The following is a 23,618-nucleotide window of genomic DNA, read 5'->3' on the forward strand; positions in this document are numbered from 1 at the left end:
CGCCGCCCCCGCGTCCGCCCTCGGGCATCACGTACGAGCCCGTCCCCGGCCTCACGAACCCCGGCCTGTCCGGGCCCGAGGCGCCGCTCGGGCCGGATCCGATTTCGGCTTCGGATCTGTTCCGTGCCGTGGACCGCCCGCCGGTTGCGGATCCTTCCATGGTGGTCGACGTGTTCCCGCCCATGGGTGGGGCGCCCGACGAGGTCTCCCACGATCGCGCCGCCCACGATCGTGCCGCCCGCAATTGCGCCGCCGCAGCGCGAGCTTGCCGACTACTCGATCCGCGTCCACGAGGCCGAGAAGGCGGCTCGCATTCCGCCCGCCGACAGAGCCGCGAGCTTTCGGGAACGCCGCACGCCTTCCCTCAACGAGACGCCGCGCGGCGTGGCGAACCCCTTCGCCCGCCTTCTTGCGGCGCTCGTCGACGCGGTGATTCTCGCCGCGATCAACGTGCTGCTCTTCGCGCCCGTTTTCCTGATCGACTACTTCCGGGCCGAGCTCCAGACGCGCGACGCCGCGCCCGACTGGGCGTTTCGCGCGATCACCGGGCTGTCCATCCTCCTCGCGCTTCTCGCGAACGTCCTCTACGTGGTCGGCGGCTGGGCGTGGCGCGGCCGCACTCCCGGCAAATCGCTTCTCGGCCTCGCCGTCGTCAGGCGTGGCGGGCCCTCGGGCCAGGGCATCGGATGGGGGTCCGCGTTCATCCGCGCGATCGTCTGCGTCCTCGCGGGCCTCCCGCTGGGGCTCGGGTGGGCGTGGGCGTTCTTCGAGAAGGACAGGCGGGCTTTCCAGGACCTCGCGGCCGGAACCTGGGTGATCAGGGTCCGTTGAGCGCCGCGAGGAGCGCGGGGGAGAGGAGCTGCTCCTCCACCTTCCTCGGACCGCCCCGTTCGCGCCAGGCGCCGAGCGAGCGGCGTGCGCGGGCCAGGAGGAGCGGGTCGGACTCGCCCTCGAGAACGTAGCGCGTCCCGAGGACGAGACACTGCAGGAGGTCCGCCTCCCGAGCCTCGGGCCGCGCGGCCCTGAGTCCGGCGAGGGCCGCCTCGGCGCCGTCGAAGTCGCCGGCCGAAAAGAGAACGAGGACTCTCTCGATCGTGGCGCCGCCCGCGTCGGCACGGGTCGGGCGGGCCGTCGGCGCGAGCATCGCGGGCGCGGCGGTCGGGACCGGCGTCGGAACCGGGGGGAAGAGGCGTCGGCGTCGCGGCGGCCTGGAGGGCGGCCGCGGCGCGCCGGTCGAGCGCGTCGACCCGCGCGAGGAGGTCGCCGTACTCCGGGAACCGCCGGATGAGCCCGGCGTCGCGCGAGCGCGCGAGGTCCTCGCGCGCGGCGGCGTCCTCCCCGAGCTCCATCCGCGCCGCTCCCCTCCAGTAGTACGGGTCGTAGAGGTCGACGTAGTAGCGGTTCGTCCCGAAGTGCTCCTTCACGTCGCGATGCCCGGTCCCGAGCGCCTCGTCCATCCGCTTCAGGACCTCCAGCCAGTCCTTTCGGCCTGCCGCGGCCACGCCCGCCTGGTAGGCCTTGACCGCCGCGTCGGGGGGTAGAATCGACTGCGGCGCGGCGGGGCCCGCCAGCGTCAGCAAAAGCGCGGCCAGGGCCGGAGTCCGGCCTGAAGCGCGTGGGGTGGGGACCGCGACGGGACACTCCCTCGGAAGCATTTAGAAGGGATTCTAGAGAACGATGGGTTTCCCTCCCCGTTTCACGCTCCGCCTCGCCATCGCCACGATCCTGGCCGCCGTTTTCGGCGCGCCCGGGGCGTACGCCCAGACCACGCCGTACCCGTGCCCGGCTGCCTCGCCCGCCCTCACGGGTCCGTCCGTGGCGCAGGCGGGCGAGGCCTACGCCGTCTCGTGGACGAACGTCCTCGGGAACCTCGTCTCCTCGAGCGCCGCGTACTCGTACACGCTCCTGCGCGCGGCGGACAAGGATTTCACGAAGGTCACCGACTCGATCACGACCCAGCGCTCCGCGCTGACGCTTCCGGCGCCGACGGCCGGTGTGAGCACCCTCTACCACCGCGTCGTCGTCTCGACGCCTTGCCCGACGCTCATCGCGATCGTGTCGAACGTCCTCGCGGTCCCGGTCAAGACGACGTGCGACGTCCCGCCCTCCGTCGGCACCCTCACGGCCTCCCCGGAGAACCCGCCGGCGTTCTCCACGTGGGTCGTTTCGTGGAACACGCTCGGCACCGGCCCCGGGCCCGGAGTCGGCGCGGCGAACCTGAAGTTCCGGATCCGGCGGACGAGCGCGCTCGAGCCCGAAGGCAAGGAGTGGGTCGTGGACGGCGGCGCCGCCTCGTTCGCGGGCCCGCCCGGCGACTACGTATTCGAGGTTCGCGCCGAGGCCGTGTGCGGCAGCGTGGGCCCGTGGTCCCCGCCGAAGAGGGTCACGGTCGGGACCGTGGTCAAGCCCTCGCTCGTTCTCGTGTCCGAGCCCGCGCCTCTCGCGCGGCTCGTTCCGGCGGCGGGCGTGAAACCCGGGACGTCGTTCGCGGTTCGCAACGGGGGCACGGAGCCGCTCACGGCGACCACGCAGTGCGACGACTCGGGCTTCGCGATCGTTCCGGCAAAGTTCACGCTCTCGGCCGGCGCCGTCCAGGAGATCTCGGTCACGTCGCTCTACGTGACCGCGCTCGCCCAGCCCGTGAAGGCGGCGGTCACGGTTTCTTCCGGCGCCACGACGCTCAGCGTGCCGATCACGATCGTCCTCGCCGCCTCGGCCCCGGCCGCGCCGGTCGTCTGGAGCCAGCCGGCGGCCGACGTCGACGTGAACGGCACGGCGGTGACGCGCAGCCTCGTGAACAGCGGCGCGACGTCCGCGGCGTTCGTCGGCTCGGTCAAGGCGCCGTGGATCTCGCTCCAGTCGCTGGACGGGCAGGCGTGGGACCGCCCGATGGCGCCGTACGAGACGCGCCCCGTCCGGCTCGTCATCGATCGCGCGAAGCGCCGCGGCGAGACCGGGACCGAGGTGGGCGCGGTCGCGATCACGACGGTCGGCTTCGCCGCGCCGCAAACGCTCGTCGTCAACGACGACGGCCCGAGGATCCCGCCTGCCGGGGCCGGCACGGCGGCGACGCCGGCCGCCCTCGCGAAGACGCGCGTCCTCTACGCCGCGTTCCCGAATGCGGTCGACGCCCGCGGCGTGGGCCGCTTCGCGGCGGACCTGTGGATCACGAACACGGACGTCGTGAACCCGATCACGCTGTCGCTCTTCTTCAATCCGATCGGGGCGCCCGCCGACGGCTCGGCCATCAAGCGCTTCGACGTCCAGCTCGCGGCCGGCGAGACGCGCCGCTACCGCAACGTCGTCGCGACGCTGCTCGGTTCCGAGGGGGCGTTCACGGTCGAGGTCCGCTCCTCGGCACCTACCGTGAGCGCGACCGCGCTCGTCGCGAACACGGCGCTCCCGGCCGTCGCAGCCGCGCGCCGCGCGCTGACGGGCGTGGCCTCCGGCTCCTACGGGTTCGAGATGCGGCCGACGTCGCCGGGCGAAGGGGCGAAACAGAGCGACCCGGTCCACGTCGTGTCCGGGCTTGCCAAGGACGCGAACCGCCGGTCGAATCTCCTGCTCCTCGAGACGTCCGGTTACGACACCACCGTCGAGGTCACGTTGAAGGACAAGAGAGGCGCTCCCATCACGAAGGGCGGGCAGATCGTCCGGATCACGCAGATCGTGCCCGCGAACGGCACGATTCAGCTGAACGGCGACGAGGTGCTCTTCGACGGTCCCGTGAATGGCGCATATGTGTGGGCCACGATCCAGTGGATGTCGAGCGCGACCGACGGCGCGGGGGCTCCGAAGGGCTCTGTCGTCGGGATGGCGACGGTCATCGACAACCGGACGCAGGACTCGTCGCTTCACGTCGGGGTCTCGACGACCGCGCTGAACCCGAGCTACGTTCCGGTCTCCAGCCTGGCCGCTTCGCGGACCGCGCTGGCGTCTTTGCCGTACGGCGGTGACTCCGCTCCGCTCGCGTTCCCGACCGTGCACTCCGCCGGCGCGACGCTGGCGACGGGAACCCGCCCCTTCTGGCGGACGCGCCTCACGATGACGAACACGAGCACGACCGAGGATCGGAACTTCCGCCTGAAGTACGTCGACGCCGCGGGCAATGCGGTCACGAGCCTCACGCAGCCCCTCCCGGTGGGGGCCGTCGTCGCCTACGAGGACGTACTCGAAGAAATCTTCGATGCTCTCCCGGTCACGAACACGTACGGCCAGATCATCATCGAGAGCAAGAAGAACAACGACGGGACCTGGGCCTCCGGCTGGGCCGACGTGGACGTCCAGACCGAGGCCTACACGATCGACCCGGTCGGCGGCTTCGGCGAGTTCAAGACCGGCATGGAAGGCTACGCGTACTTCCACGGGTACTCGTCGTTCCAGTCGAACCTCGGGACGATGTCGTTCGACGGCGCCGAGAACAGCACGAACTACAGGACGAACATGATCCTGCACGAGGTCGGCGGGGCGACGTGCGACGTCATCATCTCGGCGTACATGCCCGGCTCGTTCGTTCCGGTCGCGTCCGTCACGAAGCGTCTCGCGCCGAACGGCTACTTCTCCGACGAGCTCTTCACGAACGTCCTCGGCCTGAACCTCACCGAGGTCACGGACGTGCGCGTCGTCGTGAGGCAGATCTCGGGCGACGGCGTCTTCCTCGCCTTCGCCTCGAAGATCGACCGCGCCAGCGGCGACCCCGCGAACGTCTTCCTGCGCCCCGCCGCCGCGGGCACCGGGCGCTGACGGGGTCCTTGGCCGGCGCCGTCGAACGGATCGCCCATTACCGGATCCTGAAGCGGATCGGCCGCGGCGGCATGGGGATCGTCTACCAGGCCGTCGACGAGCGCGACGGCCGCCTCGTCGCCCTGAAGGTCATCCGCGAGGCCGAGGCCCCCGGCGACGAGTCCGCCGTCCACCAGCACGAGGCGCGCGTGCGCTTCGACCGCGAGGCCGCGATCCTCAAGAGCCTTCTCCACGTCAACGTCGTGACGTTCTACGAGATCGGGGAGGAAGACGGCACGCCGTGGCTCGCGATGGAGTACCTGGACGGCGTGCCGCTGACGTCCTACGCCGGCAAGCCGTGGACGGAGACGCTCCCGCTCCTGGTCCAGGCCGCGCACGGGATGGAATACCTCGCCTCGCGCGGGATCGTCCACCGCGACCTTTCGCCCGACAACATCCTCGTGATCGAGCGCGGCGGCGATCTCATCGTCAAGCTCCTCGACTTCGGCATCGCGAAGCTGTTCGAGCACGCGACCGGCCTCGAGTCCCTCACGGCGACGGGCTTCTTCCTCGGGAAGGTCGCGTACGGGTCGCCGGAGCAGCTCGGCGCGCTCGGCCACGGAGCGACGCTCGACTGGCGGAGCGACGTCTACAGCCTCGGCGTCATCTTCTACCAGGTCCTCGCGGGGCAGCGCCCGTTCGACGGCAAGGCGCCGGTCGAGTACATCGCGGCGCACCTGAACGCCACGGCGCCGCCCGTCGCCGCGCCGCACGACGCGCCCGCCCTGCCCGTGCCCCTCGTGCGCCTCATCGGGCAGATGCTGGAGAAGAAACGCGAGGACCGGCCTGGCGGCTGGCGCGAGATCGTGGACCGGCTCGTCGCCGTCCTCCGCTCGTCCGGCAGCACGGTGCGGCTCCCGGAATCCGTCGACCACCCGCTGCCGCCGCCGGCGGCCACGGGCCGGACGGCTCTGGTCGGCCAGATGCCGGCGACGACGCCCTCGCGCCGGGGGCGCGGGATCGAGGCGCGCATGCTCGCGAGCGTTGCCGCGGCGGCCCTCGTCCTCGTCGCGGCGGCCACGTGGTACGCGCGCCGCCCGCACGAGCCGGCCGATCCGCCCGCGCCCCGGCCGCGGCCCGCCGTGTCCGCGTCGGCGTCCGCGGCGCCCGGGGGAACCCCCGCCCCGGCCGCCCTCCTCGGCCGCCTGAAGATCCTCGCGCTGCCGTACGCGCGCGTCCTCGCCGTCGTGGACGCCGCCGGGAAGGCCGTCGCGCTCCCGAAGGACGCGACGACGCCCCTCCTGCTGCGCGACCTCGCGCCCGGAACGTACCGCGTCGCGCTCGCGGGGCCGGACGGGACGCGCCGCGTGGAACGGCGCGTCGACGTCGCGGCGGGAACGGCCGAGCTTCTTTCCGAGCCGTTCGAGACGCCTTCCTCACTCGCCCAGATGCTCGGCACCGGAGGTTCGAAGCCATGACGTTGCCTCTCAGCCGGGCGACCTCGGTCCTCGTCGCGCTCCTCGCCGCGTGGGCGCCGACCGCGGCCGCCCAGCTCGACTCGGCCCTCCTCTCCAAGCTGCGCTTCAACCTCACGAACCCCGGCGGCAAGTCCCTTGCGATGGGCGGCGCTTTCTCCGCGATCGCCGACGACGCGACCGCGGCGCTCGCGAATCCGGCGGGTCTCGGCCTGATCTCGTCCATCGAGATCGCGGTGTCCGGCAAGCGCGTGAACGAGACCCTCGCCCTGTCGACGGCCCGTTCGGTCGCGACGGGCAGCCTCGTGACGCCCTATCCGCCCGTCCAGACGTCCTCCGTCGGCCTCGACGCGAGCACGACGGGCGTCGAGTTCGCCGGCGTCGTCGTTCCGATCTCGCGACGCCTCGTCGCCGCGCTCACGTACGCCGAAAACCTCCGGTTCGAGGGCGACGCGGGGCCGGGCGGCTACCCGTACCTCGAGCTGCGCGACAACCGCTCCGGCGGAACCACGCGCCGCGATTTCCTTTACGAGTACCGCGAGTACGGCTCGGCGAAGCTGTCGAACCGGCTCCTCGCGGCGTCCCTCGCCTATCGCGTGACGGAAAGCCTTCGGCTCGGGGGAGGGGTCACCCTGAACCGCTCCACGTTCGACCTCGACGGCGACGCGGGCGGCCCGCACCGGATCGTGAGCCAGACGTACCTCTCGCCGACGGTCCAGGAGACCCTCACGACCACGCTGGGCGTGCAGGGCCTCGGAGGCACGCAGGTCGGCTTCGTCGCGGGCGTCCACGCCGACCTCATCGCGGACGGCAAGCTCACGTTCGGCGCGGACTACCGCTGGACCCAGGCCGCCGAGGGCACGCTCGTGATCGGCGGCTACGTGCCGACTGCGCTCGCGGGTCAGACCGCCCGGACGTTCAAGTTCCGCGTCCCGAGCGACGCCTCCGTCGGGCTCGCCGCACACCCGATGCCCGGGCTCACGATCGCCGCCGAGGTCCAGTGGGTGAGGTACGGCGACATCTTCGACCGCGCGCTGCCCGTCGTCTCGTACGCGGGTCTGGTGGGGCCTGCCGGCTATCCCGTCCGGGACGTTCTCGCGGATCTCTCGCCCGCTCCGAACGTCTTCGTGCCTCGCCTCGGCTTCGAGTACGTGGCGGGCAGCAAGGACGTGCGGGTGGCGCTCCGCGTCGGGTACCACCGCGAGCCCGCGCACGGAGTCACGGCGAGCCTCGCCGCGCGCGACGGCTCCGGGCAGCCCTACCCGATCACGGACCCGCCGTTCTCCGAGGGCGTCGCGGCCGTGTTCGACGGAGGGAAGGCGGACGACAGGTTCACGGGCGGGCTCGGCCTCACGGTCTCTCGCGCGCTCTCCGTGGACTTCGGATTCGACGTGGGGCGCGACTCGCAGCAGTTCGCCGTGAGCCTCTTCTACCGGTTCTAGGGGGCCGGGCGCTCAGGACCGCTCGGGCTGCTCGTCGCGCGTCTCCATCGCGCTGCGGTCGCGGGCGCCGTCGCGCGTCGCGTCGTCGAGCGCGGCCTCCGCGCGCCGGATGAGGTCCTCGATCGTCGTCTTCTCGAGGGGCCGCCGGATGGAGATGCCCGCGGACGCCGTCACGCCGGCCGCCTTCGCCGCGAATCCCCGGATGCGTTCGACGGCGGCGCGCGTGCTTCCTTCTTCGGCCTCGACGAGGAGGGCGGCGAACGTGCCGGGGCCCCACCGGGCCGGCACGTCGATGCCGCGGATGGCGCGGGCGACGCCCTGGCCGAAAGCCGCGACGATCTCGTCGACGGCGGCGGTGTCCTTTTCCTTCCGGATCGCGTCGAAGCCGTCCAGCTCGAGAAGGACGAGCGCGAGGGGGCGGCGCGTGCGCTCGGCGCGGAAGAGCTCGTCTCGCGAGCGCGCGAGAAACGTCCCGCGGTTCGGGAGGTTCGTGACGGCGTCCGTCGTGGCGCGCGTGAAGAGGCGGCGCTCCTCGTCCGCGGCGGTCGGGAGCAGGAGGGCCGTGAAGGCGAGGAAGGCCGTGCCGAGGAGCACGCCCGACGCGGAGTTCGCCTGGGGAAGCTTCCGGGACGCGATCTCTGCGACGCCTCCGGCGAGGAGGATGCCCGTCGCCGCGAAGGCGAGGAAGGTGTCGCGGCGGCGGTTCTCCTTCCGCGCGAGCACCCAGGCGACCCCGGCGCCCACGACGAGGAGCGAGGCCACGGCGAGGCTGTCGAGCCAGCCCGCGGACATGGGCAGCGCGAGGGCGAGGGGCGCTCCGACGACGGCCGGGACGAGGACCGCGAGCCTCAGGCCGCGCGCTCCGAGGCCGAGGATCCGGAGTAGGAAGAGAAAGCCGATCGCGGGCAGGAGGAACGAGAGGGCCCGCACGAGCCTTCCGAGGATCTCCCGCGAGATCGGGACGGGGACCGGAGCCAGGAGCGGCGTCGCGAGCCAGAACGCGACCGCGAACGCGAGAGCCGCATAGAGGCCGAGCTCCACGCGCGCGCGGTTCCAGCGCAGGAGAAGCACGGCGAGAATGCCCAGCGACGCCGCGAGCAGCGCGCAGAAGAGCACGAGGACCTGTGACAGTGTGAAGAGCACGACTCTGGACGGATTCTACGCCGGGCGGGGCGCTGTCAGGTGCGGGAAGCGAAGTACTCGATCGTCTTCCGAAGGCCCTCTTCGAGCCCGACCTTCGGCTCCCAGCCGAGCGTCGCCTTCGCGAGGGAAATGTCGGGCCGTCTCTGCCGCGGGTCGTCCACGGGCAGGGGGCGGTGGACGATCGGAGCGCGCGCCCCGGTGAGCCGTTGAATCGTCCCGGCGAACTCGAGAACCGTCATCTCGGCCGGGTTGCCGATGTTCATCGGGCCCGGGTGGTCCGACACGAGGAGGCGGTGGATGCCGTCGATGAGGTCGGAGACATAGCAGAACGAGCGGGTCTGCGAACCGTCTCCGAAGACCGTGAGCGGTTCCCCGCGGAGCGCCTGTCCGATGAGGGACGGCACGATGCGCCCGTCGTTCGGCCGCATCCGCGGGCCGTACGTGTTGAAGATCCGGACGATGCGCGTCTCGACCTTGTGGAAGTTCCGGTACGCGATCGTCATCGCCTCGGCGAAGCGCTTCGCCTCGTCGTAGCAGCCGCGCGGGCCGACGGGGTTCACGTTCCCCCAGTACGTCTCGGGCTGCGGGTGGACGAGCGGGTCGCCGTAAACCTCGGACGTCGAGGCGAGGAGGAAGCGGGCGCCCTTGGCGCGGGCGAGGCCGAGCGCCTTGTGCGTCCCGAGCGCGCCGACCTTGAGGGTCTGGATGGGAATCTGGAGGTAGTCGATCGGCGAGGCGGGGGACGCGAAGTGGAGGATCGCGTCGACCGGCCCGTCGAGGTAGATGTACTCCGTGACGTCGTGGAAGACGAAGCGGAACTTCCGGTTTCCGGCGAGGTGCGCGATGTTGCGCACGTCGCCCGTCACGAGGTTGTCGAGGCCCACGACCTCGTGCCCCTCGGCGAGGAGCCGGTCCGTGAGGTGACTGCCGAGGAAGCCCGCGGCCCCCGTGACGACGACGCGCATCAGGCGCGCCCGAGCCCGACGTAGTTCCAGCCCGCCTTCTTCATCTCCTTCGGCTCGTAGAGGTTCCGGAGGTCGACGAAGTTCTTCGCCTTCATCGTCTTCTCGATCCGGGGGAGGTCGAGCTTGCGGAACTGGTTCCAGTCCGTGGCGAGGACGAGAATGTCGGCGCCCGCGATGCAGGCGTACTGGTCCTCGGCGAGCTTGAGCCGCGGCATCTCCTTGCGGGCGTTCTCCATCGCGGCCGGGTCGTACGCGACGACGTCCGCGCCGCGCGCGAGGAGGTCCGAGGCGAGCTTCAGGCTCGCGCTCTCGCGGATGTCGTCCGTCTCGGGCTTGAAGGCGATGCCGAGGAGCGCGACGCGCTTGCCCTTCACGCTCCCGCAGAGGCCCTCGACCTTCTCGATCATGCGGGCCTTGACCCGGTCGTTCGCGGAGAGCGTCGCCTCCATGAGCTCGAACGTGTAGCCCACCTTGCGGGCGAGGTCCACGACGGCCGAAGAGTCTTTCGGGAAGCACGAGCCGCCGTAGCCGGGGCCCGGGTTCAGGAACTGCGGGGCGATGCGCTTGTCGAGGCCCATCCCGCGCGCGACGTCCTTGACGTCGGCGCCCATCTTGTCGCACATCATCGCGATCTCGTTGATGAACGTGATCTTGAGCGCGAGGAAGCCGTTCGAGGCGTACTTGATGAGCTCGGCCGACTCGACGTCCGTGACGACGAACGGAACGCCGGCGATCGAGAGAGGCGAGTAGACGTCTTTCACGATCGCGATGGCTTCCTCGTCGCGCGACCCGATCACGACGCGGTCCGGGTGCATGAAGTCCTCGATCGCCGAGCCCTCGCGCAGGAATTCGGGGTTCGAGACGACCGAGAACTTGTGCTTGCCGTTCTTCTTGAGGATCTCCTCGATCTGCGCGCCGGTGCCGGTCGGTACGGTCGACTTCGTCACGACGACCTTGTAGCCGTTCATGTGCTCGCGGATCGACTCGGCGACCTGGAAGATGAACGACAGGTCGGGCGAGCCGTCGTCCTTCGGCGGCGTGCCGACCGCGATGAAGATCACGAGCGAGCGCTCGATGGCCTCGACGATGTCGGTCGAGAAGCGCAGACGGCCCGCCTTCTCGTTCTTGTGGATGAGCTCCTCGAGGCCCGGCTCGTAGATGGGGGAGACGCCGTTCTTCAGGAGCGCGATCTTGGTCTCGTCCTTGTCGACGCAGGTGACGTCCATGCCGAAATCGGACAGGCACGCGCCCGTGACGAGGCCGACGTAGCCCGTGCCGACCATGCAGATGTTCATTGGGAAAAAGCCTCCAGCGGGGGAATCCCGGGGAGGGCGATTCTACCCTCCGCAGCGCGTCGAGACCCGATTTCAGGGCCTGAGGAGGACTTTCAGGACTCCGGGACGGGCGGCCTCGCGCAGGGCGCGTCCCGCGTCGCCGAGAGGGAATTCCGACGAAAGGAGGGGACGGACGTCCACCTTCCGCGTTCGGAGGAGTGCGAGGGCCGGCGCGAAGCGACCGCAGCGCGACCCGACGACCGTCACCTCGTTCACGACGAGCGAAGCGGCGTCGAACCGGGCCGGAGCGTGGTGGGTGGACTTCCACACGATCGTGCCACGCGGCTTCACGAGCGCGAGGGCGCGCGGCATGCCCGCGGGAGAGCCCGTGGCCTCGACGACGAGATCGAACGAGGCGGCCCGCACGCGGGACGTGCGCCCGAGGAGTGCGACGTCGGCGCCCGCGTCCCGCAGCACGGCCGCGGCGAGGCGCCCGAGCTTCCCGGCGCCGAGAACGGCGGCGCGCGTCCCGACCGCCACGGGCACCTGGTCGAGGATCTCGCAGGCGGCGGCGAGCGGCTCGACGAAGACCGCCTCTTCGTCGGCGACGCCGGCCGGCACCTCGAAGAGGTTTGCTTCGGGAAGGGTCAGCCACTCCGCGTGCGCGCCCGAGTGGCCGCGGATGCCGAGGACGGTCCGCCGCGGGCAATGGCGGCCGAGCCCCTCGGCGCACCACGAGCAGCGCCCGCACGCGAGGTTGATCTCGCCGACGACCCGCTTGCCGAGGAGCGGGGACGAGGCGGGCCCCTCGACGACGCCCACGAACTCGTGGCCCGGGATGCCCGAGAAGCTGTGGTATCCGCGCTTCAGCTCGAGGTCCGTGTTGCAGATCCCGGAGAGGAGGACCCGGACGAGCGCGAAACCCTTCCGCGGCGCGGGCCGCCGCACGTCGCGGACGGCGGCCTTCCCGTGGTCGAAGACGAGCGCGCGCATTCCATCCATGCTACGCGAGCGTGGCCGGACGAGTCAGACCATTCGCTCAGTGCCAGCTGCCCTTGTGGGGCGATTTTGGCGTGAGGGTCGCCGAGGCGTGGGACGACGCGTACGCCGTGTCGCCCTGGAAGAGGACGTGGACCGAAGGCGTCACGCTCTGGACGTGCAGGACCTGGAACGCGATGTTCCCCGACCCGTCGGACTTCGGCACCGCGCTCGCCTGCCCGCCCGTCACGGTCACGACGACGGACCTGTTCGGCAGGGCCGTCCGGTTGGCGCCCGTCGGGAGCGTCTTGTAGAGCGTGACGAAGACGTCCTCCGCCGCTGTGATGCTCGCGGCGGCGGCGAGGTTTGCCGGCAGCTGCCCGGTCACGTGGCGGATCTCGAGGAGCGTCGGCCCAGCGTGGACCGAGAGCTTCGCGCTGGCCCAGGCCGAGGCGTTCAGGTCCGCGCCGGCGAGGACGCGCACACCCAACCCGGTGCTGTCGTAATGGCGGTCGTCCGGGACGTCGATGTTGATGGGCTTGTTGCACGGTGCCTCGAGAGTCCGGTCCGGCAGGGACGGGAACCGGATCTCGAATCGGCAGGTCGGGACGACCCAGCGGAGATTCTCGGCCGGTCCGCCCGAGAACGTGACCCGGGGCGTGATGACCGCGCCCAGGCCCATGTAGGCGTCGACCGGGGCCAGGGTGAGGCTCGTATCCGCCTTCGGGCGCGGCGTCGGGATGAGTGCGGACGCGGCCGGGACCGCGGAGGACGGCAGCGAGGCGGCCGGCTTGGTCGAGTCCGCGCGCGCGGGGAGCGCGAGGCCGAATAGCGGGAGGGCGGCGACCAGGAGGCGAAGGAAGCCGTGGAGAGGCGCGCCTGCCGGGGTCATGTGGGCCGTCACTTCTTCACCGGTGTTGAGGCGGCGAACGGAATGTGCGGGACGCGCGCGACGGGCTGAGGGCACTTCACGACGAACGAGCCGGGCGTTTCGATCGTGCGGGCCGGCCCCGGGATCAGCTGCGTGTTTTGGAGCGTGAGGCGCACCCGAGCGACCTGCGTCTCGGCGATCGCGTTCGCCGGGCACGAGAACCCGAAGGCGACCGGGACCTGGACGGGCGACGCGGGCGCGCCGATCGACGGCGGCTTGCACGCGGCCGGCGCCTGAACGAGCTGCGGGAGCGCTCGCCCGGCCGGAGGCACCGACGGGACCGCCGCGTAGCCGACCGTGATCCCGCGGGCGACCGGAATGTCCACGGGAGGAAGGTCGCACCCGACCACGGCCTTGACGACGTTCCCCGCCGCGAACGCCGCGGGCGTCGCCGCCGCACCGCCGGGCACGGGCGCGAGAGACCCGGACGCCGGGTCGATCGAGACGAACGCGAAGTCGGCGCCCATGGCCGGGGCTGCGGGGTGCGCGAGGGACGCGGCCGCGAGGAAGGCGAGGGCGTGCGGGAGGTTTCTCACGGCTTCGCCTGCATCGTGACCGTCACGTTACGGACGACGACGTCGTTCGTGTAGTTCGAGTCGTTCTTTCCGTTGTTCGCGAGTGACGCGCCCACCTGGAACGTGCACTTCACGACGCCGTCCTTCACGACCGGCGGCGGCGCATTCGGGGGCGAGGGCATGTACTTGATGTCCGCGGGATTGAATCCGAGGGGCTGGACGACGATCGACTTCGTCGGATCGAGCCCCTTGATGAGCGTGTCGGAACCCGTATAACGAGGGATGCAACTCTTCTTCGTCACGGCGTCCTCGCCCACGACGAAGACGCCGATGCGGAAGGACTCGTCCTCCGACTTCGACCCGCCGATGTTGACGATCGCGAAGTGCATGGGCCACTGGTCGGGAGCGTTCGGGGACATGCTGACCGCGAGGTCGGGTTTCAGCGCGTTCAGCGCGGCGGACCGGGACACGTTCACCGACGGCGCCTTGGCCTGCGGCTGGCCCTTGGCCGTGTCGGCCGAGCCGGGAAGCGCGAGGAGGGCGATCGCGGCGAGCGTGAAGTTCAAGTGGAGACGTTTCATCTTGTTCTCCTTCGGAGCGGCGTCGTGCGGCTTCATTGAAAGTCTCCTCGTGTCTTTCACTTCGCGGACACGGCTTCGCGGATCTCGCGCGTGAGGGTGTTGTTCTCCGGATGGGGATCGCCGTGGTTCTGGTTGGCTCCGAGTCCGGCCGTGAGCGTGTAGCGGCAGTCCACGATGTGCGCGATGGGGCTCCGCGTCGCGGCGGTCGCCGGCGCGGACACGGGACGCTCGCGTGCGAGAGCGGGTTTGTTCAAGGCGTTCCATGCGGCGACGGCGGCCGGCAAGGCCTTCGTGAGGAGCGGGATCGCCGCCGACCCGCCGGGCTCGAGCGCCGGAACGGCCTCGTCGAAATCGACAAAACGCGGGGCGCAGCTCTTCGCGACGTCGTCGGCGCCGACGTTCTTCAGGACGACTCTCGCGCGGACGAGGGTGCTCTCCGAGGCCTTGCCCCCGAGGTTCTTCACGACGAGCTCCATCGGCCAGCCGTCGCCGGCCGGCAGGGCGAAGAGCGCGACGTCGGCCGGGCCGGCGAGCATCTTTCGCGCGACCTCGGGAATCACGGCGGGCGCTGGCGTCGCCGCGAAGATCGGGATCGGCGTGGGCGTCGGGGCGGGGGCATAGACGAAGCGGACGAGGAGGCGGCGGACATAGCCCGTCGCCGAAGCGAACGCGGAGGAACCCCAGCTCGATTCGACCCGTGCGGTGACGCCGCCCGCGACGCGCACGTTTCCGCCGGCCTTGACCGGGATGACGAGGCTCGTCACGCGCTTGAGGCCCGGTTTTTTGTAGCTGTCCCAGTGGTCGTGTGTGCCGAGGCTGCCGTCCTGCCGGATCAGGAGGACGTCGAAGAAGCCGTCGCCCGGCATTGCTCCTGTCGCCTGCAACATCACTCCCGCGCGGGCGCTCGCGCTCGTGAGACCTGCGTTCGTATCGACCGTGGCATGGCCGACATCGACCTCCGCCGAGGCGAGCATTGCGACAGCGTTGGGAGGGACGTCGATGTCCACGCCCGCGTAGGAACGGTACGTGTTCGAGGTCATGCCGTTGTCGTCGAACGTGTCGGACTCGGCGACCACCCAGCCGTTGGGCATGACGTCCCCGTGGTTCGCGACGAAGGCTTTGAATGGGGGGAGATAGACGCGGGTGTCGCCGTCCATGGTGAACGGGACGGCGAAGGCGCCTTCAGGCAGGACGCGCACCGTGTTCGCCAGGAGATGCCCGACGCCGGCTGCGCCCCAGGCCTTCTCGATGACGGCCCGGTTTGCGTCCTGAAGCGCCTTCAGCGCGCGGGACCGGGCCTCCCCCTTGAGACCGGAACGGAGAATCGCGCTCTTCTTGTCCTCGTAGGCTTTGTAGGCCGGATCGGCCAGCAGCTTCGCCTGGAGCGCCTGGTTCACCTCGCCTTGCGCGGCCGGCACGATCGTCAAGGCGGCGAGGGCGAGGAGGAGAAGGAGGCGAATGCGCCGGATGGGTCCCGGGATCAGGGTCATGGGCTCTCTCACCGGAAGAAGGCGTTCACATCGAGAATGAAGTCCACGTTTCCCGGCGCGGAGTTCTGCACTTTGAGCGAGCCCGACCCGTCGAGCGCCAGTTGCACGATTCCGTTGTTTGCCCGCGTCTGGCCCGCCAGAAACGAGATCGACCAGGTGCCCGTCCGAGCGCCGTCTCCGCGATAGAGGGAGAGGAAGCCGCTTCCCGCCGTGTTCGTCACGGTCATGTTCACGGAGATCGCCAGCGCGTCTGCCGGGATCCCGCACGTGCCGGCCACGACGAAGGTCCTGTCCGGCGATCCGGCAGGCTGAAGCGGAGGCCCGCCGAGCGGACCCGACGGGTTCCTCGTGTCGAGCATGCGGCAGGGAGGAACGACGTACGTGCCGGGCGGCCCCGTGGAGGCGCCTGTCGTGATCCGCCCGATCCGGTTGCCGCTCAGCTCCGTGAACCAGAGGCTGCCGTCGGGACCCGCCGTGATGCTCTCGGGATATGCGCCGGCCGTGATGCCGGTGCCGAAATCGGTGACGACGCCGAGCGGGGTCGACCGCCCGATCCGGTCGATGTTGACTTCCGTGAACCAGAGTTTGCCGTCGGGGCCGGCCGCAATGCCGTGCGGGAACGCGAGGCCTCGGTTGACGCTGAACTCGGTGACGACGCCGGCCGGGGTAATCCGCCCGACCTGGTCAAATTCCGTGAACCACAAGTTGCCGTCGGGGCCGGCCGTGATGCCATAAGGGTTTGCGCCGGGGGTGATGCCGGCGCTGAACTCGGTGACCACACCGAGCGGGGTAATCCGCCCGATCCGGGCGAGGTTATTTTCCGTGAACCACAGGTTGCCATCGGGGCCGGCCGTGATGTTCCTGACTCCCGCGGTTGGGCTCGTGTAGAAAACGTCGGCGACACCGAGCGGGGTAATCCGCCCGATCCCGCCGAAGTCCTCCGTGAACCAGAGGTTGCCGTCGGGCCCGGCCGTGATGCCCTGAGGCTTCGAGCCGAAGCCGAAGCCGCTGCTGAACTCGGTGACCACACCGAGCGGGGTAATCCGGCCGATCTGGTTGGCGGTTCGTTCCGTGAACCACAGGTTGCCGTCGGGGCCTGCCGTGATGCCGAAGGGCCTCGAGTTTGCGGTGATCCCGGCGCTGAACTCGGTGACGACCCCGAGGGGGGTAATGCGCCCGATCCGATTACCGGCAGCCTCGGTGAACCACAGGTTGCCGTCGGGGCCGGCCGTGATGGAGTGAGGCTGGGCGCCGGCGGTGATGCCCGCGCTGAACTCGGTGACGACCTGGGCCTGCGCGACGCCGCTGCCGAGGCCGAGCAGGGCGAACACGAGGCTGATTGCACGAATCCACCGAGAGGACAGACACATGAAGCGTGACCTCACCGGGAAAGACGCCCGGGGCGAGCGGGCGGCATAGAAGCATTTCGCTTATTGAGGGGCCCGGCCCGCCGCATTTTTCGGCGCTCTAAGATGCGTCCGTGCTTCGCCGTCCACGTCTGCTCGCTGCCGCGATTGCCGGTCTGGCCCTCGGCTCGGCCGGCCGGGCGGACGTCGTCATCGTCGAGGCCCGGCCCGGCGGCGAAGCCGCGAAGGCGAAGCTGAAGCCCGGGGACCGGCTCGTCTCGTGGCGGCGGGCCGCGACGAAGGCGGCGCCCGCGGCTACGGGCTCGTTTCGGGCCCCGTGGGACGTCGACGATCTCGAGCTTGCCGAGGTCCCGCGCGGGCCTGTCACGGTCGCCTACGCGCGCGGACGAGAGAAGGCCGAGGCGCGGCTCGGCGGCGGCGAGTGGCGCCTGAAGACACGCCCCGAAGCCGAGAGCGAGATGGCGCTCGCGCAGACCCTCGACCGCGCGGCGGACCTCGCCGCGAAGGCCCGCTACGTCGAGGCAAAGGTCGAGTGGGAGGCCGCGCGTGAGGCGAGCGTCCGGCTCAAGGACGACCGCCTGAGAGCGCTCGTCCTCCGTTCCGAAGCTCGCACGCTCATCTCGCTCGGCGACCGCAAGGGCACCGAGGAGGCGCTCCGCGAGGCGCTCGCGATCCGTGCGCGAACCGATCCGGGCGGACCGCCGGAGGCACTGTCGCTCGCCGGCTTGGGCCTCGTCCTCGGCAACTTCAAGGGGCAGGAGAGAGAGGGCGAAGAGCTCCTCCAAAGGGCTCTCGCGATGATCGAGAAGAGCGCCTCGGGCTCCCTCGCGCACGCCCGCGTTCTCATGAATGCCGGCGGTCTTGCGGTCCGTCGCGAGGACCTCGACGAGGCCTGGCGCCGTTTCACGAAGGCTCTTGCCATCGCTTCGCGCCTCGCGCCGGACGGCGACGCCGCCGAGTCCTGCTACACCGGCCTCGGTCAGGTCGCGAGGAGCAGGGGCGACTTCGCGGCCGCGGAGGGCTACCAGCGCCGCGCGCTCGGGATCGTGCTCGCCCGCGACCCCGAGGGCGTCTCCGCGGCGGGCGTCTGGAACAGCCTCGGCGTCATCCGCAAGCAGAGGGGCGACCTCGCGGGAGCCGAGGAGGCTTACGGGCGGGCCGCGGCTCTCTACGAGAAGGCGGCGCCGGGCTCGATGAACGTGGCGGGCATCACGGCGAACCTCGGGAACCTCGCTCTCGAGCGCGGCGACTTCGCCCTCGCCGAGGAGCGGCACCGCGACTCGCTCGCCATCCGCGACAGGCTGGCCCCCGAGGGCCGCGACGTCGCGGCGTCGCTCGGAGACCTCGCGCGCGTCACGCTCCTCGAGAAGCGGCTGGAAGAGGCGAGGTCGCTTGCCGCTCGCTCCCTGGACCTCGCGCGGAAACTGTCTCCGGGGAGCCTGGCCGAGGGTTCTGCCCTCGGGCGGCTCGCCGAGGTCGAGGCCGCCGGGGGAGAGTGGCCGGCCGCGGAGGAGCACCTCCGGGCCGCGCTCGCGATCGGCGTCCGTCTCGCGCCGCGGAGCCTTCCGACCGCCGCGACGCGCCGGACGCTCGCGGAGACCCTGCTCGCGCAAGGCAAGATCTCCGAAGCCCTGCCGTTCGCGAGGGAGTCCGTCGAAACCAGCCGGCGCATCGCGCCCGGCACGACGGCGGAGGCGTGGTCGTGGGGCGTGCTCGCAAGGGTGCTCGCGAAGGGGGGCGACGACGCCGGCGCCGAAGCGTCGTTCCAGGCCGGGCTCAAGGCCCTCGAAGAACAGGCCGACCGCCTCGGGGTCGCGTACGACGGCGCGTCCGCGTTCTCGTCGTGGACGAGCGACGTGTACCGGGACACCATCGACTTCTTCGTGGCGCGCGGGCGCGGCGCCGACGCGCTCCACGTCCTCGAACGTTCGCGTGCGCGCCGTCTCCTCTCGATGCTCAAGGCGCGAGACGCCGTCCTCGACCGGTGGCCGGAGTCGCTCGCGAAGAGGCGCGGGGAGCTTGCGGCCGCCGAGGCCGAGGTCGAGAAGTCGCTCGCCGCGCTCGACCCGGAGAAGGACTCGATCAAACTCGAGGCTGCGCAGGCGAAGTTTCGCGACCTCCGGTCGGCGCGGGCAGGCCTTGTCTCGCAGCTTGCGTCCTCGGACCCGCTCTTCGCGAGTGCTCTTCACCCCCGGCCTCTCGATCTCGAGGGCATTCGCGCGGGTCTCGACCCGGGGACGCTCTTCCTCGCATGGACCGTGGAGCCGGCGCGCACGCTGATGTTCGTCGTTCCCGCCGGAACGGGCCCTCAAGCAAAGGGTCTCGGCGTCCATTCGATCGCGCTGGGATACGACGAAGTGCGACGCGAGGTGGAGATCTATCGGAGTCTCCTGGCCTCGGGCGAGGCCCAGGCGGCCCGTGCCCGCGTGCAGGCCGGCCTGCTCGGCGACTTGCTGCTGGGGCCGGCCGCGGGTTTTCTGGCGGGTGCCGAACGGCTCCTCCTCGCCCCGGACGGACCTCTCCTGACGCTTCCGTTCGGCGCGCTCGTCGTGCCCGGAAGCGACGGCGCCTGGCTCGCCTCGCGCCTGCCGTTCGTCGTCGCGCCCTCGGCCACGGCGTTTGCCGAGATGCGGCACACCGCCCCCGCGAAGGGCCCGGCCCGGCTCGTCGTCTTCGCGGACCCCGCTCTCTCCGAAGCGGCCGGGAAGTCGGCCCCCGAGGCCGCCTTCGGCGACGCGGCACGAGGAGGCGAGGGCGCGCCGCTCGCGCGCACCCGCAAGGGTCTGGCGCCGCTACCCGGCGCCCGCGAAGAGGCGAAGGCGATTGCGGGCCTCTGGGCGGGGCCGAAAGTCGTCTATTTCGGACCCGCGGCCACGCGCGAACGGGCTCACCGCCTGGGCCGCTCCGTGCGTTACGTCCACTTCGCGACCCACGCGCTCGTGGACTTCCGGTTTCCGATGGAGTCGGCCCTCGCGCTCGCGCCCGGAAAGGCCGGCGGCACCCTCGAGGAAGCCGCCGGCCTTTTGCCGGCCTGGGACATCATCGACTCGATGCGGCTCGACGCGGATCTCGTCACGCTCTCCGGCTGCGAGACGGGCCTCGGCCCGGGGGGCGGGGGAGAGGGCCTCGTGGGCCTTTCCCGGGCATTCCAGATCGCCGGTGCCCGAACGGTCGCGGCCTCGCTCTGGTCCGTGTCGGACCGCTCGACGAAAGAGCTCATGACGCGCTTTTACCGTGGCCTCGCTCGGGGCCAGCGCAAGGACGACGCGCTCCGGGCGGCGCAGCGCGCGCTCGCCTCCGGGGAGGCCGGCCCGGCGCTCGCGGGCCCGTGGCACTGGGCGGCGTTCGAGCTTTTCGGAGACGGCCGGTGAGCGCCGCGGGCGCCGGCGCGGAAGGCCTCGACGACTTCCGCGAGGTCTTCCTCGAATACCACCCGCGGCTCTTCCGCTATTTTCGCTCGCTCGGGTTCGCGTCGGAGGACGCCGACGATCTATGCCAGACCGCCCTCCTCAACGTCTACCGGGGGAGAGGAAATGTGAGGGACGCCACGCTCTTTACGCCCTGGGTCTACAGCGTCGCCCGGAACGCGGCCCGCGACGCGTGGCGGAAGAAGAACGACGCGCGGTTCGAGGCCCTCGAGGACCGCGACGTCGAGGCTTCCTCTCCTTCGGCCGAGCGCGAGGTCGTTGAGAAGGAGAAACTCGAACGGGTCCGCGAGGGACTAGTAGCCCTGCCCGCGCGGATGCGCGCGTGCTTCCTGCTCCGCGTGCAGGAGGAGCTTTCCTACGAGGCGATCGCCGAGCGCCTCTCGCTTTCGCCCGGGACCGTGAAGGTGCAGGTGTGGAACGCGAGGCGAAGGCTGCGCGAGGTGCTCTCATGATCCCAGCGAAGCCGGCGGGGCCGCACCCCGACGCCGAATCCCTGTTCCGGGCGCACGCGGCGCCGAAGGTCGCGGGGTCCGCGGAGATCCTCGAACACGCGGCGACCTGCGCCGCCTGCAGCACGGAGCTCGCGGCCCTGGAGGCTTTCTCCTCGAATCCGCCCGACGCGTTCGGCGGTGCGGCGCGCCGGGCCGAGGAGGCCTGGGAGACCTTCGCGGGGCGCCCTGCCCGGCGTCCTGCGCGGATCCCGACGCCGGCGCTGGCGATCGCGGCGGCGCTCGTCCTCCTCGCCGGGGCCGCCCTTCTCGTGCGGCGCCCCGCGGCCGACGTCGAGCGGGGGAGCGTCGCCACCGGCCTCCTCGCGCCCTCGGGGGTCCTCGAAGCGCCCCCGGAGGAGTTTCGCTTCCCGGGCACGGGCGCCTCGAGCGTCCATGTGAGCGTGTTCGACGCGGATCGGAGCTACGCGTGGACGAGCCCGGCGGCGCCTCCAGGGCGGCCCGTGGCGTTCCCGGCAGACGAGCGGGCGAAGCTCAGGCCGGGCGTCGTCTACACGTGGGTCGTTCTCGGAGACGGTCGAACGCTGCCCGCGCGGACGTTCGAGATCCGCCCGGGCCGTTGACGCCCTCGGCGGGTCACTTCTCAGGCGCCCGCTTCTTTGCGCCGTCGAACGGGCGGCGGAACATGTCGAAGAGCTCGCGCCGCGACACGGGTCTCGGCGGCTCGGCGGGGGGCGCCGCGGGCGCCTCGGCCGGCTGGTAGGCGCGGGCCGCCTCGGCGGGGAAGAGACGGGCGCGGACCGTGTCCCAGACGATCTCGCCGAGGCCGAGCTGCGGGGAGAAGCCGAGCGTCTGCCACGCCTTCTCCATGTCGGCGATGCGGGGCGCGCGCGCCGCATCGCCCTGCACGGTCAGCCGGCACTCGCGGGCGGCGCGCACCGCGAGCGCGCGGACCACCTCGGACGGCTTCACGGCGAGGCCGAAGCCGAGGTTCACGATCTCGCCGATCGGGCGCTTGCGCAGCGCGAAGAGGACGCCGCGCACGACGTCCTGCGGGTGCACGAAGTCGCGCGGCGCGTCGTCCGGCAGAAAGACCTCCTCGCCGGCGAGGAGCGCCTCGAGCGCGTCGATGGGGAAGCGCGCGGGCCCGGCCCCGGGCCCGGCGGCGGCAAAGACGCGCAGGATCACGAACGGGAGGCCGGACGCGAGGAGCGCCTCCTCTTCGGCGGCCTTCGCGAGGAGATCGCGGTCCTCGCCCGGCTCGATCGGCTCGTCTTCGCGGGCGCGGAGATCCGTCTCGGCGCGGGGCCCGTAGAGCGCCGCGTCCGAGAGGTGGACGAAGACGCCGATGCCGGCCTGGCGGGAGGCCTCGACGAGCGGCCCGAGGCCCGGGGAGTCGAGCGGGAGGCGCATCGCGTTCACGACGGCGGAGGGGCGGTGCTCGGCCAGGAGCCCCTCGAGAAGGTTCGCGTCCGTCCCGTCGCCGCGCGAGATCGTCAGGCGCGGGTGGCGCTTCACCGAAGCGGCCCGCTCCTCCTTCTGCGCCCGGCCCTCTCCGGCGTCGTCGAACGTGTCGAGGAGGACGACGTCCTCGCCGGCGCCGAGGAGCTGGCGCACGACGGCGGCGCCGAGAAACCCCGCGCCTCCGGCGACGAGGACGCGGCTCACGGGACCGGGGTGGCGGCGGGTGCCGCCTGCGCGTCCTCGTACCGCTTCTGGATTCCCGACTTCTGCCGGTCGCGCACGAGCCAGCGGAGCGTCTTGCTCTCGTTGATCCCGACGAGGATGTCGTTGATCGCCTCGGCGACGGACGGGTCCGCGATGAGACGGCCGGCCGTGCCGTCCGTGGAATCCAGCTTCGCGGCGACGTTCGCGAGGTGGGAGGAGAGCTTTCTCAGGTCGTTCGTGAAGTCCTTCGCGAACGCCTCGTCCTTCACGAGCTTCGGGAGGAGGCCGCCGCCGCCGGAGAGGTCCTTCGAGAAGGACGCGAGCCCGTCGGCGGTCGTCTTCAGGGAGTCGACCATCGCGAAGAACTTCCTCTTGCCCTCCGGGTCCGAGAGGAGCGCGGGGACGAGGCCCTCGCCCGTGGCCGTGCCCTTCTCGACGGTCGCGAGGATGCGGTTCAGGGAGGCCGTCGCGCCCCTCAGCTCGACGAGGACGCTGTCGGCGGTCTTCTCGTCGTGCAGGAGCCGTCCGACGAGGCCCCGGCCCTGCCGGACGTCGACGACGAGGCCGTTGAGGTTGTCGAGCGTCTGCCGCAGCGACTTCGAGAGGTCCGCGCCGTTCTTCGTCTCCGACGTGATTTCGCCGAGGAACCCCTCGCCCTTCTCCGTGCGGCCGAGGATGTTCTTGAGCGACTTCGAGATCGCGACGACGTTGTCCACGAGGTCGCCCGAGCCCGCGAGGATCTTGTCGAGCTCGGCGCCGCGGAACGCGATGATCTCGTGGTCGGGCTGGAGGTCGGGCTTGTCGGGCGAGCCTGGCGTCACCTCGAGATACTTGTCGCCGAGGAGGCCGATCGTCTTGATCTCCGCGCGGCTGTCCGTCTTGACGAGGTGCTGGTACTTGCGCTCGATGTCGAACTGCAGCGTCAAGTCCTGGCCCGGCGCGCGGGGGACGTCGATGTCGCGCACGGCGCCGACGACGACGCCCGCGAGGCGCACCTGGTTGCCCGGCAGCAGCCCCTGGGAGTTCGGGAACCGCGCGAAGTACGACGTGCGGCGGACGAAAAACCCCTTCGTGCCGCCGATGAAGAGCAGCGCCCCCGCGAGGAGGATGAACGACGCGAAGAGGATGACCCCGACGCGCGTCTTCGTCCGGATGTCGGCTCTCACCATTCGGGACGTTGCTCCGTGCGC

The 23,618-nt window shown here is 71.2% G+C and carries 19 protein-coding genes; 7 read left to right on the forward strand and 12 right to left on the reverse strand.

The annotated features are described in order from the left end of the window. Positions 1-186 precede the first annotated feature (186 nt). Positions 187-831, forward strand: coding sequence for an RDD family protein (locus IPL89_15195; GenBank protein ID MBK9064517.1), 645 nt, complete (start codon positions 187-189; stop codon positions 829-831). On the opposite strand, the gene IPL89_15200 is transcribed toward IPL89_15195, so the two are convergent. Next, the gene (locus IPL89_15200) at positions 818-1,144 is read right to left on the reverse strand and encodes a hypothetical protein (GenBank protein ID MBK9064518.1); all 327 of its coding nucleotides are present in this window, start codon (positions 1,142-1,144) and stop codon (positions 818-820) included. The two genes, IPL89_15195 and IPL89_15200, sit on opposite strands and share 14 nt — an antisense overlap. A gap of 533 nt (positions 1,145-1,677) precedes the next feature. On the opposite strand from IPL89_15200, the gene IPL89_15205 reads away from it, so the two are divergent. The 3 genes from IPL89_15205 to IPL89_15215 are packed head-to-tail and all read left to right on the forward strand — an operon-like array spanning position 1,678 to position 7,639. Next, the gene (locus IPL89_15205; protein MBK9064519.1) at positions 1,678-4,743 is read left to right on the forward strand and encodes a hypothetical protein; all 3,066 of its coding nucleotides are present in this window, start codon (positions 1,678-1,680) and stop codon (positions 4,741-4,743) included. Between the two features lie 8 nt (positions 4,744-4,751). Next, the gene (locus tag IPL89_15210; GenBank protein MBK9064520.1) at positions 4,752-6,200 is read left to right on the forward strand and encodes a serine/threonine protein kinase; all 1,449 of its coding nucleotides are present in this window, start codon (positions 4,752-4,754) and stop codon (positions 6,198-6,200) included. Beyond that, on the forward strand, positions 6,197-7,639 hold the full coding sequence (locus IPL89_15215) for an outer membrane protein transport protein (GenBank protein ID MBK9064521.1): 1,443 nt from the start codon (positions 6,197-6,199) through the stop codon (positions 7,637-7,639). The genes IPL89_15210 and IPL89_15215 overlap by 4 nt, the downstream gene beginning before the upstream one ends. A gap of 12 nt (positions 7,640-7,651) precedes the next feature. On the opposite strand, the gene IPL89_15220 is transcribed toward IPL89_15215, so the two are convergent. From IPL89_15220 to IPL89_15260, 9 genes are all read right to left on the reverse strand, one after another. Continuing rightward, positions 7,652-8,782, reverse strand: a complete 1,131-nt coding sequence (locus IPL89_15220; GenBank protein ID MBK9064522.1) for a GGDEF domain-containing protein — start codon at positions 8,780-8,782, stop codon at positions 7,652-7,654. Positions 8,783-8,817: 35 nt separating this feature from the next. Further along, entirely contained in the window at positions 8,818-9,747 is a 930-nt protein-coding gene (locus tag IPL89_15225; protein MBK9064523.1) for an SDR family oxidoreductase, read from the reverse strand. Next, complete coding sequence (locus IPL89_15230) at positions 9,747-11,042, reverse strand: UDP-glucose/GDP-mannose dehydrogenase family protein (protein ID MBK9064524.1); 1,296 nt, start codon at positions 11,040-11,042, stop codon at positions 9,747-9,749. The genes IPL89_15225 and IPL89_15230 overlap by 1 nt, the downstream gene beginning before the upstream one ends. A gap of 72 nt (positions 11,043-11,114) precedes the next feature. Continuing rightward, positions 11,115-12,014: an alcohol dehydrogenase catalytic domain-containing protein gene (locus IPL89_15235; protein ID MBK9064525.1), complete on the reverse strand. Its 900-nt coding sequence runs from the start codon at positions 12,012-12,014 to the stop codon at positions 11,115-11,117. Between the two features lie 46 nt (positions 12,015-12,060). Next, positions 12,061-12,891, reverse strand: coding sequence for a hypothetical protein (locus tag IPL89_15240; GenBank protein MBK9064526.1), 831 nt, complete (start codon positions 12,889-12,891; stop codon positions 12,061-12,063). Between the two features lie 8 nt (positions 12,892-12,899). Further along, complete coding sequence (locus IPL89_15245) at positions 12,900-13,466, reverse strand: hypothetical protein (GenBank protein MBK9064527.1); 567 nt, start codon at positions 13,464-13,466, stop codon at positions 12,900-12,902. Next, the gene (locus IPL89_15250) at positions 13,463-14,026 is read right to left on the reverse strand and encodes a hypothetical protein (GenBank protein ID MBK9064528.1); all 564 of its coding nucleotides are present in this window, start codon (positions 14,024-14,026) and stop codon (positions 13,463-13,465) included. The genes IPL89_15245 and IPL89_15250 overlap by 4 nt, the downstream gene beginning before the upstream one ends. Before the next feature lie 56 nt (positions 14,027-14,082). Then, a complete protein-coding gene (locus tag IPL89_15255) occupies positions 14,083-15,516 on the reverse strand; it encodes a hypothetical protein (protein ID MBK9064529.1) in 1,434 nt (477 codons plus the stop codon). 8 nt (positions 15,517-15,524) lie between these two features. Continuing rightward, positions 15,525-16,847 carry a hypothetical protein gene (locus IPL89_15260; protein ID MBK9064530.1) on the reverse strand — a complete coding sequence of 441 codons (1,323 nt, stop codon included), beginning with the start codon at positions 16,845-16,847 and terminating at the stop codon, positions 15,525-15,527. 149 nt (positions 16,848-16,996) lie between these two features. Between IPL89_15260 and IPL89_15265 the strand changes: the two genes are divergently transcribed. Genes IPL89_15265 through IPL89_15275 form a run of 3 tightly spaced genes read left to right on the forward strand, consistent with a single transcriptional unit; the run spans position 16,997 to position 21,383 of the window. After that, entirely contained in the window at positions 16,997-20,254 is a 3,258-nt protein-coding gene (locus IPL89_15265) for a CHAT domain-containing protein (protein ID MBK9064531.1), read from the forward strand. Further along, complete coding sequence (locus IPL89_15270; GenBank protein MBK9064532.1) at positions 20,251-20,763, forward strand: sigma-70 family RNA polymerase sigma factor; 513 nt, start codon at positions 20,251-20,253, stop codon at positions 20,761-20,763. The genes IPL89_15265 and IPL89_15270 overlap by 4 nt, the downstream gene beginning before the upstream one ends. Beyond that, on the forward strand, positions 20,760-21,383 hold the full coding sequence (locus tag IPL89_15275) for a hypothetical protein (protein ID MBK9064533.1): 624 nt from the start codon (positions 20,760-20,762) through the stop codon (positions 21,381-21,383). Before IPL89_15270 ends, IPL89_15275 begins: the two co-directional genes overlap by 4 nt. Before the next feature lie 13 nt (positions 21,384-21,396). Here the strand turns inward: IPL89_15275 and IPL89_15280 are convergent, their stop codons facing one another. Both IPL89_15280 and IPL89_15285 read right to left on the reverse strand, forming a co-directional pair. Further along, entirely contained in the window at positions 21,397-22,428 is a 1,032-nt protein-coding gene (locus tag IPL89_15280) for an NAD-dependent epimerase/dehydratase family protein (GenBank protein MBK9064534.1), read from the reverse strand. Beyond that, entirely contained in the window at positions 22,425-23,597 is a 1,173-nt protein-coding gene (locus tag IPL89_15285) for an MCE family protein (GenBank protein ID MBK9064535.1), read from the reverse strand. The genes IPL89_15280 and IPL89_15285 overlap by 4 nt, the downstream gene beginning before the upstream one ends. Between the last annotated feature and the right edge of the window lie 21 nt (positions 23,598-23,618).

The organism is Acidobacteriota bacterium, from assembly GCA_016716715.1.
Taxonomy (GTDB): Bacteria; Acidobacteriota; Thermoanaerobaculia; order UBA5066; family UBA5066; genus Fen-183.

Coding starts and splice junctions, on each gene's coding strand:
- IPL89_15285 (MBK9064535.1), bottom strand. CDS start 23,597: ATGGTGAGAGCCGACATCCGGACGAAGACGCGCGTCGGGGTCATCCTC.
- IPL89_15200 (MBK9064518.1), bottom strand. CDS start 1,144: ATGCTCGCGCCGACGGCCCGCCCGACCCGTGCCGACGCGGGCGGCGCC.
- IPL89_15240 (MBK9064526.1), bottom strand. CDS start 12,891: ATGACCCCGGCAGGCGCGCCTCTCCACGGCTTCCTTCGCCTCCTGGTC.
- IPL89_15250 (MBK9064528.1), bottom strand. CDS start 14,026: ATGAAACGTCTCCACTTGAACTTCACGCTCGCCGCGATCGCCCTCCTC.
- IPL89_15205 (MBK9064519.1), top strand. CDS start 1,678: ATGGGTTTCCCTCCCCGTTTCACGCTCCGCCTCGCCATCGCCACGATC.
- IPL89_15230 (MBK9064524.1), bottom strand. CDS start 11,042: ATGAACATCTGCATGGTCGGCACGGGCTACGTCGGCCTCGTCACGGGC.
- IPL89_15225 (MBK9064523.1), bottom strand. CDS start 9,747: ATGCGCGTCGTCGTCACGGGGGCCGCGGGCTTCCTCGGCAGTCACCTC.
- IPL89_15275 (MBK9064533.1), top strand. CDS start 20,760: ATGATCCCAGCGAAGCCGGCGGGGCCGCACCCCGACGCCGAATCCCTG.
- IPL89_15235 (MBK9064525.1), bottom strand. CDS start 12,014: ATGCGCGCGCTCGTCTTCGACCACGGGAAGGCCGCCGTCCGCGACGTG.
- IPL89_15255 (MBK9064529.1), bottom strand. CDS start 15,516: ATGACCCTGATCCCGGGACCCATCCGGCGCATTCGCCTCCTTCTCCTC.
- IPL89_15215 (MBK9064521.1), top strand. CDS start 6,197: ATGACGTTGCCTCTCAGCCGGGCGACCTCGGTCCTCGTCGCGCTCCTC.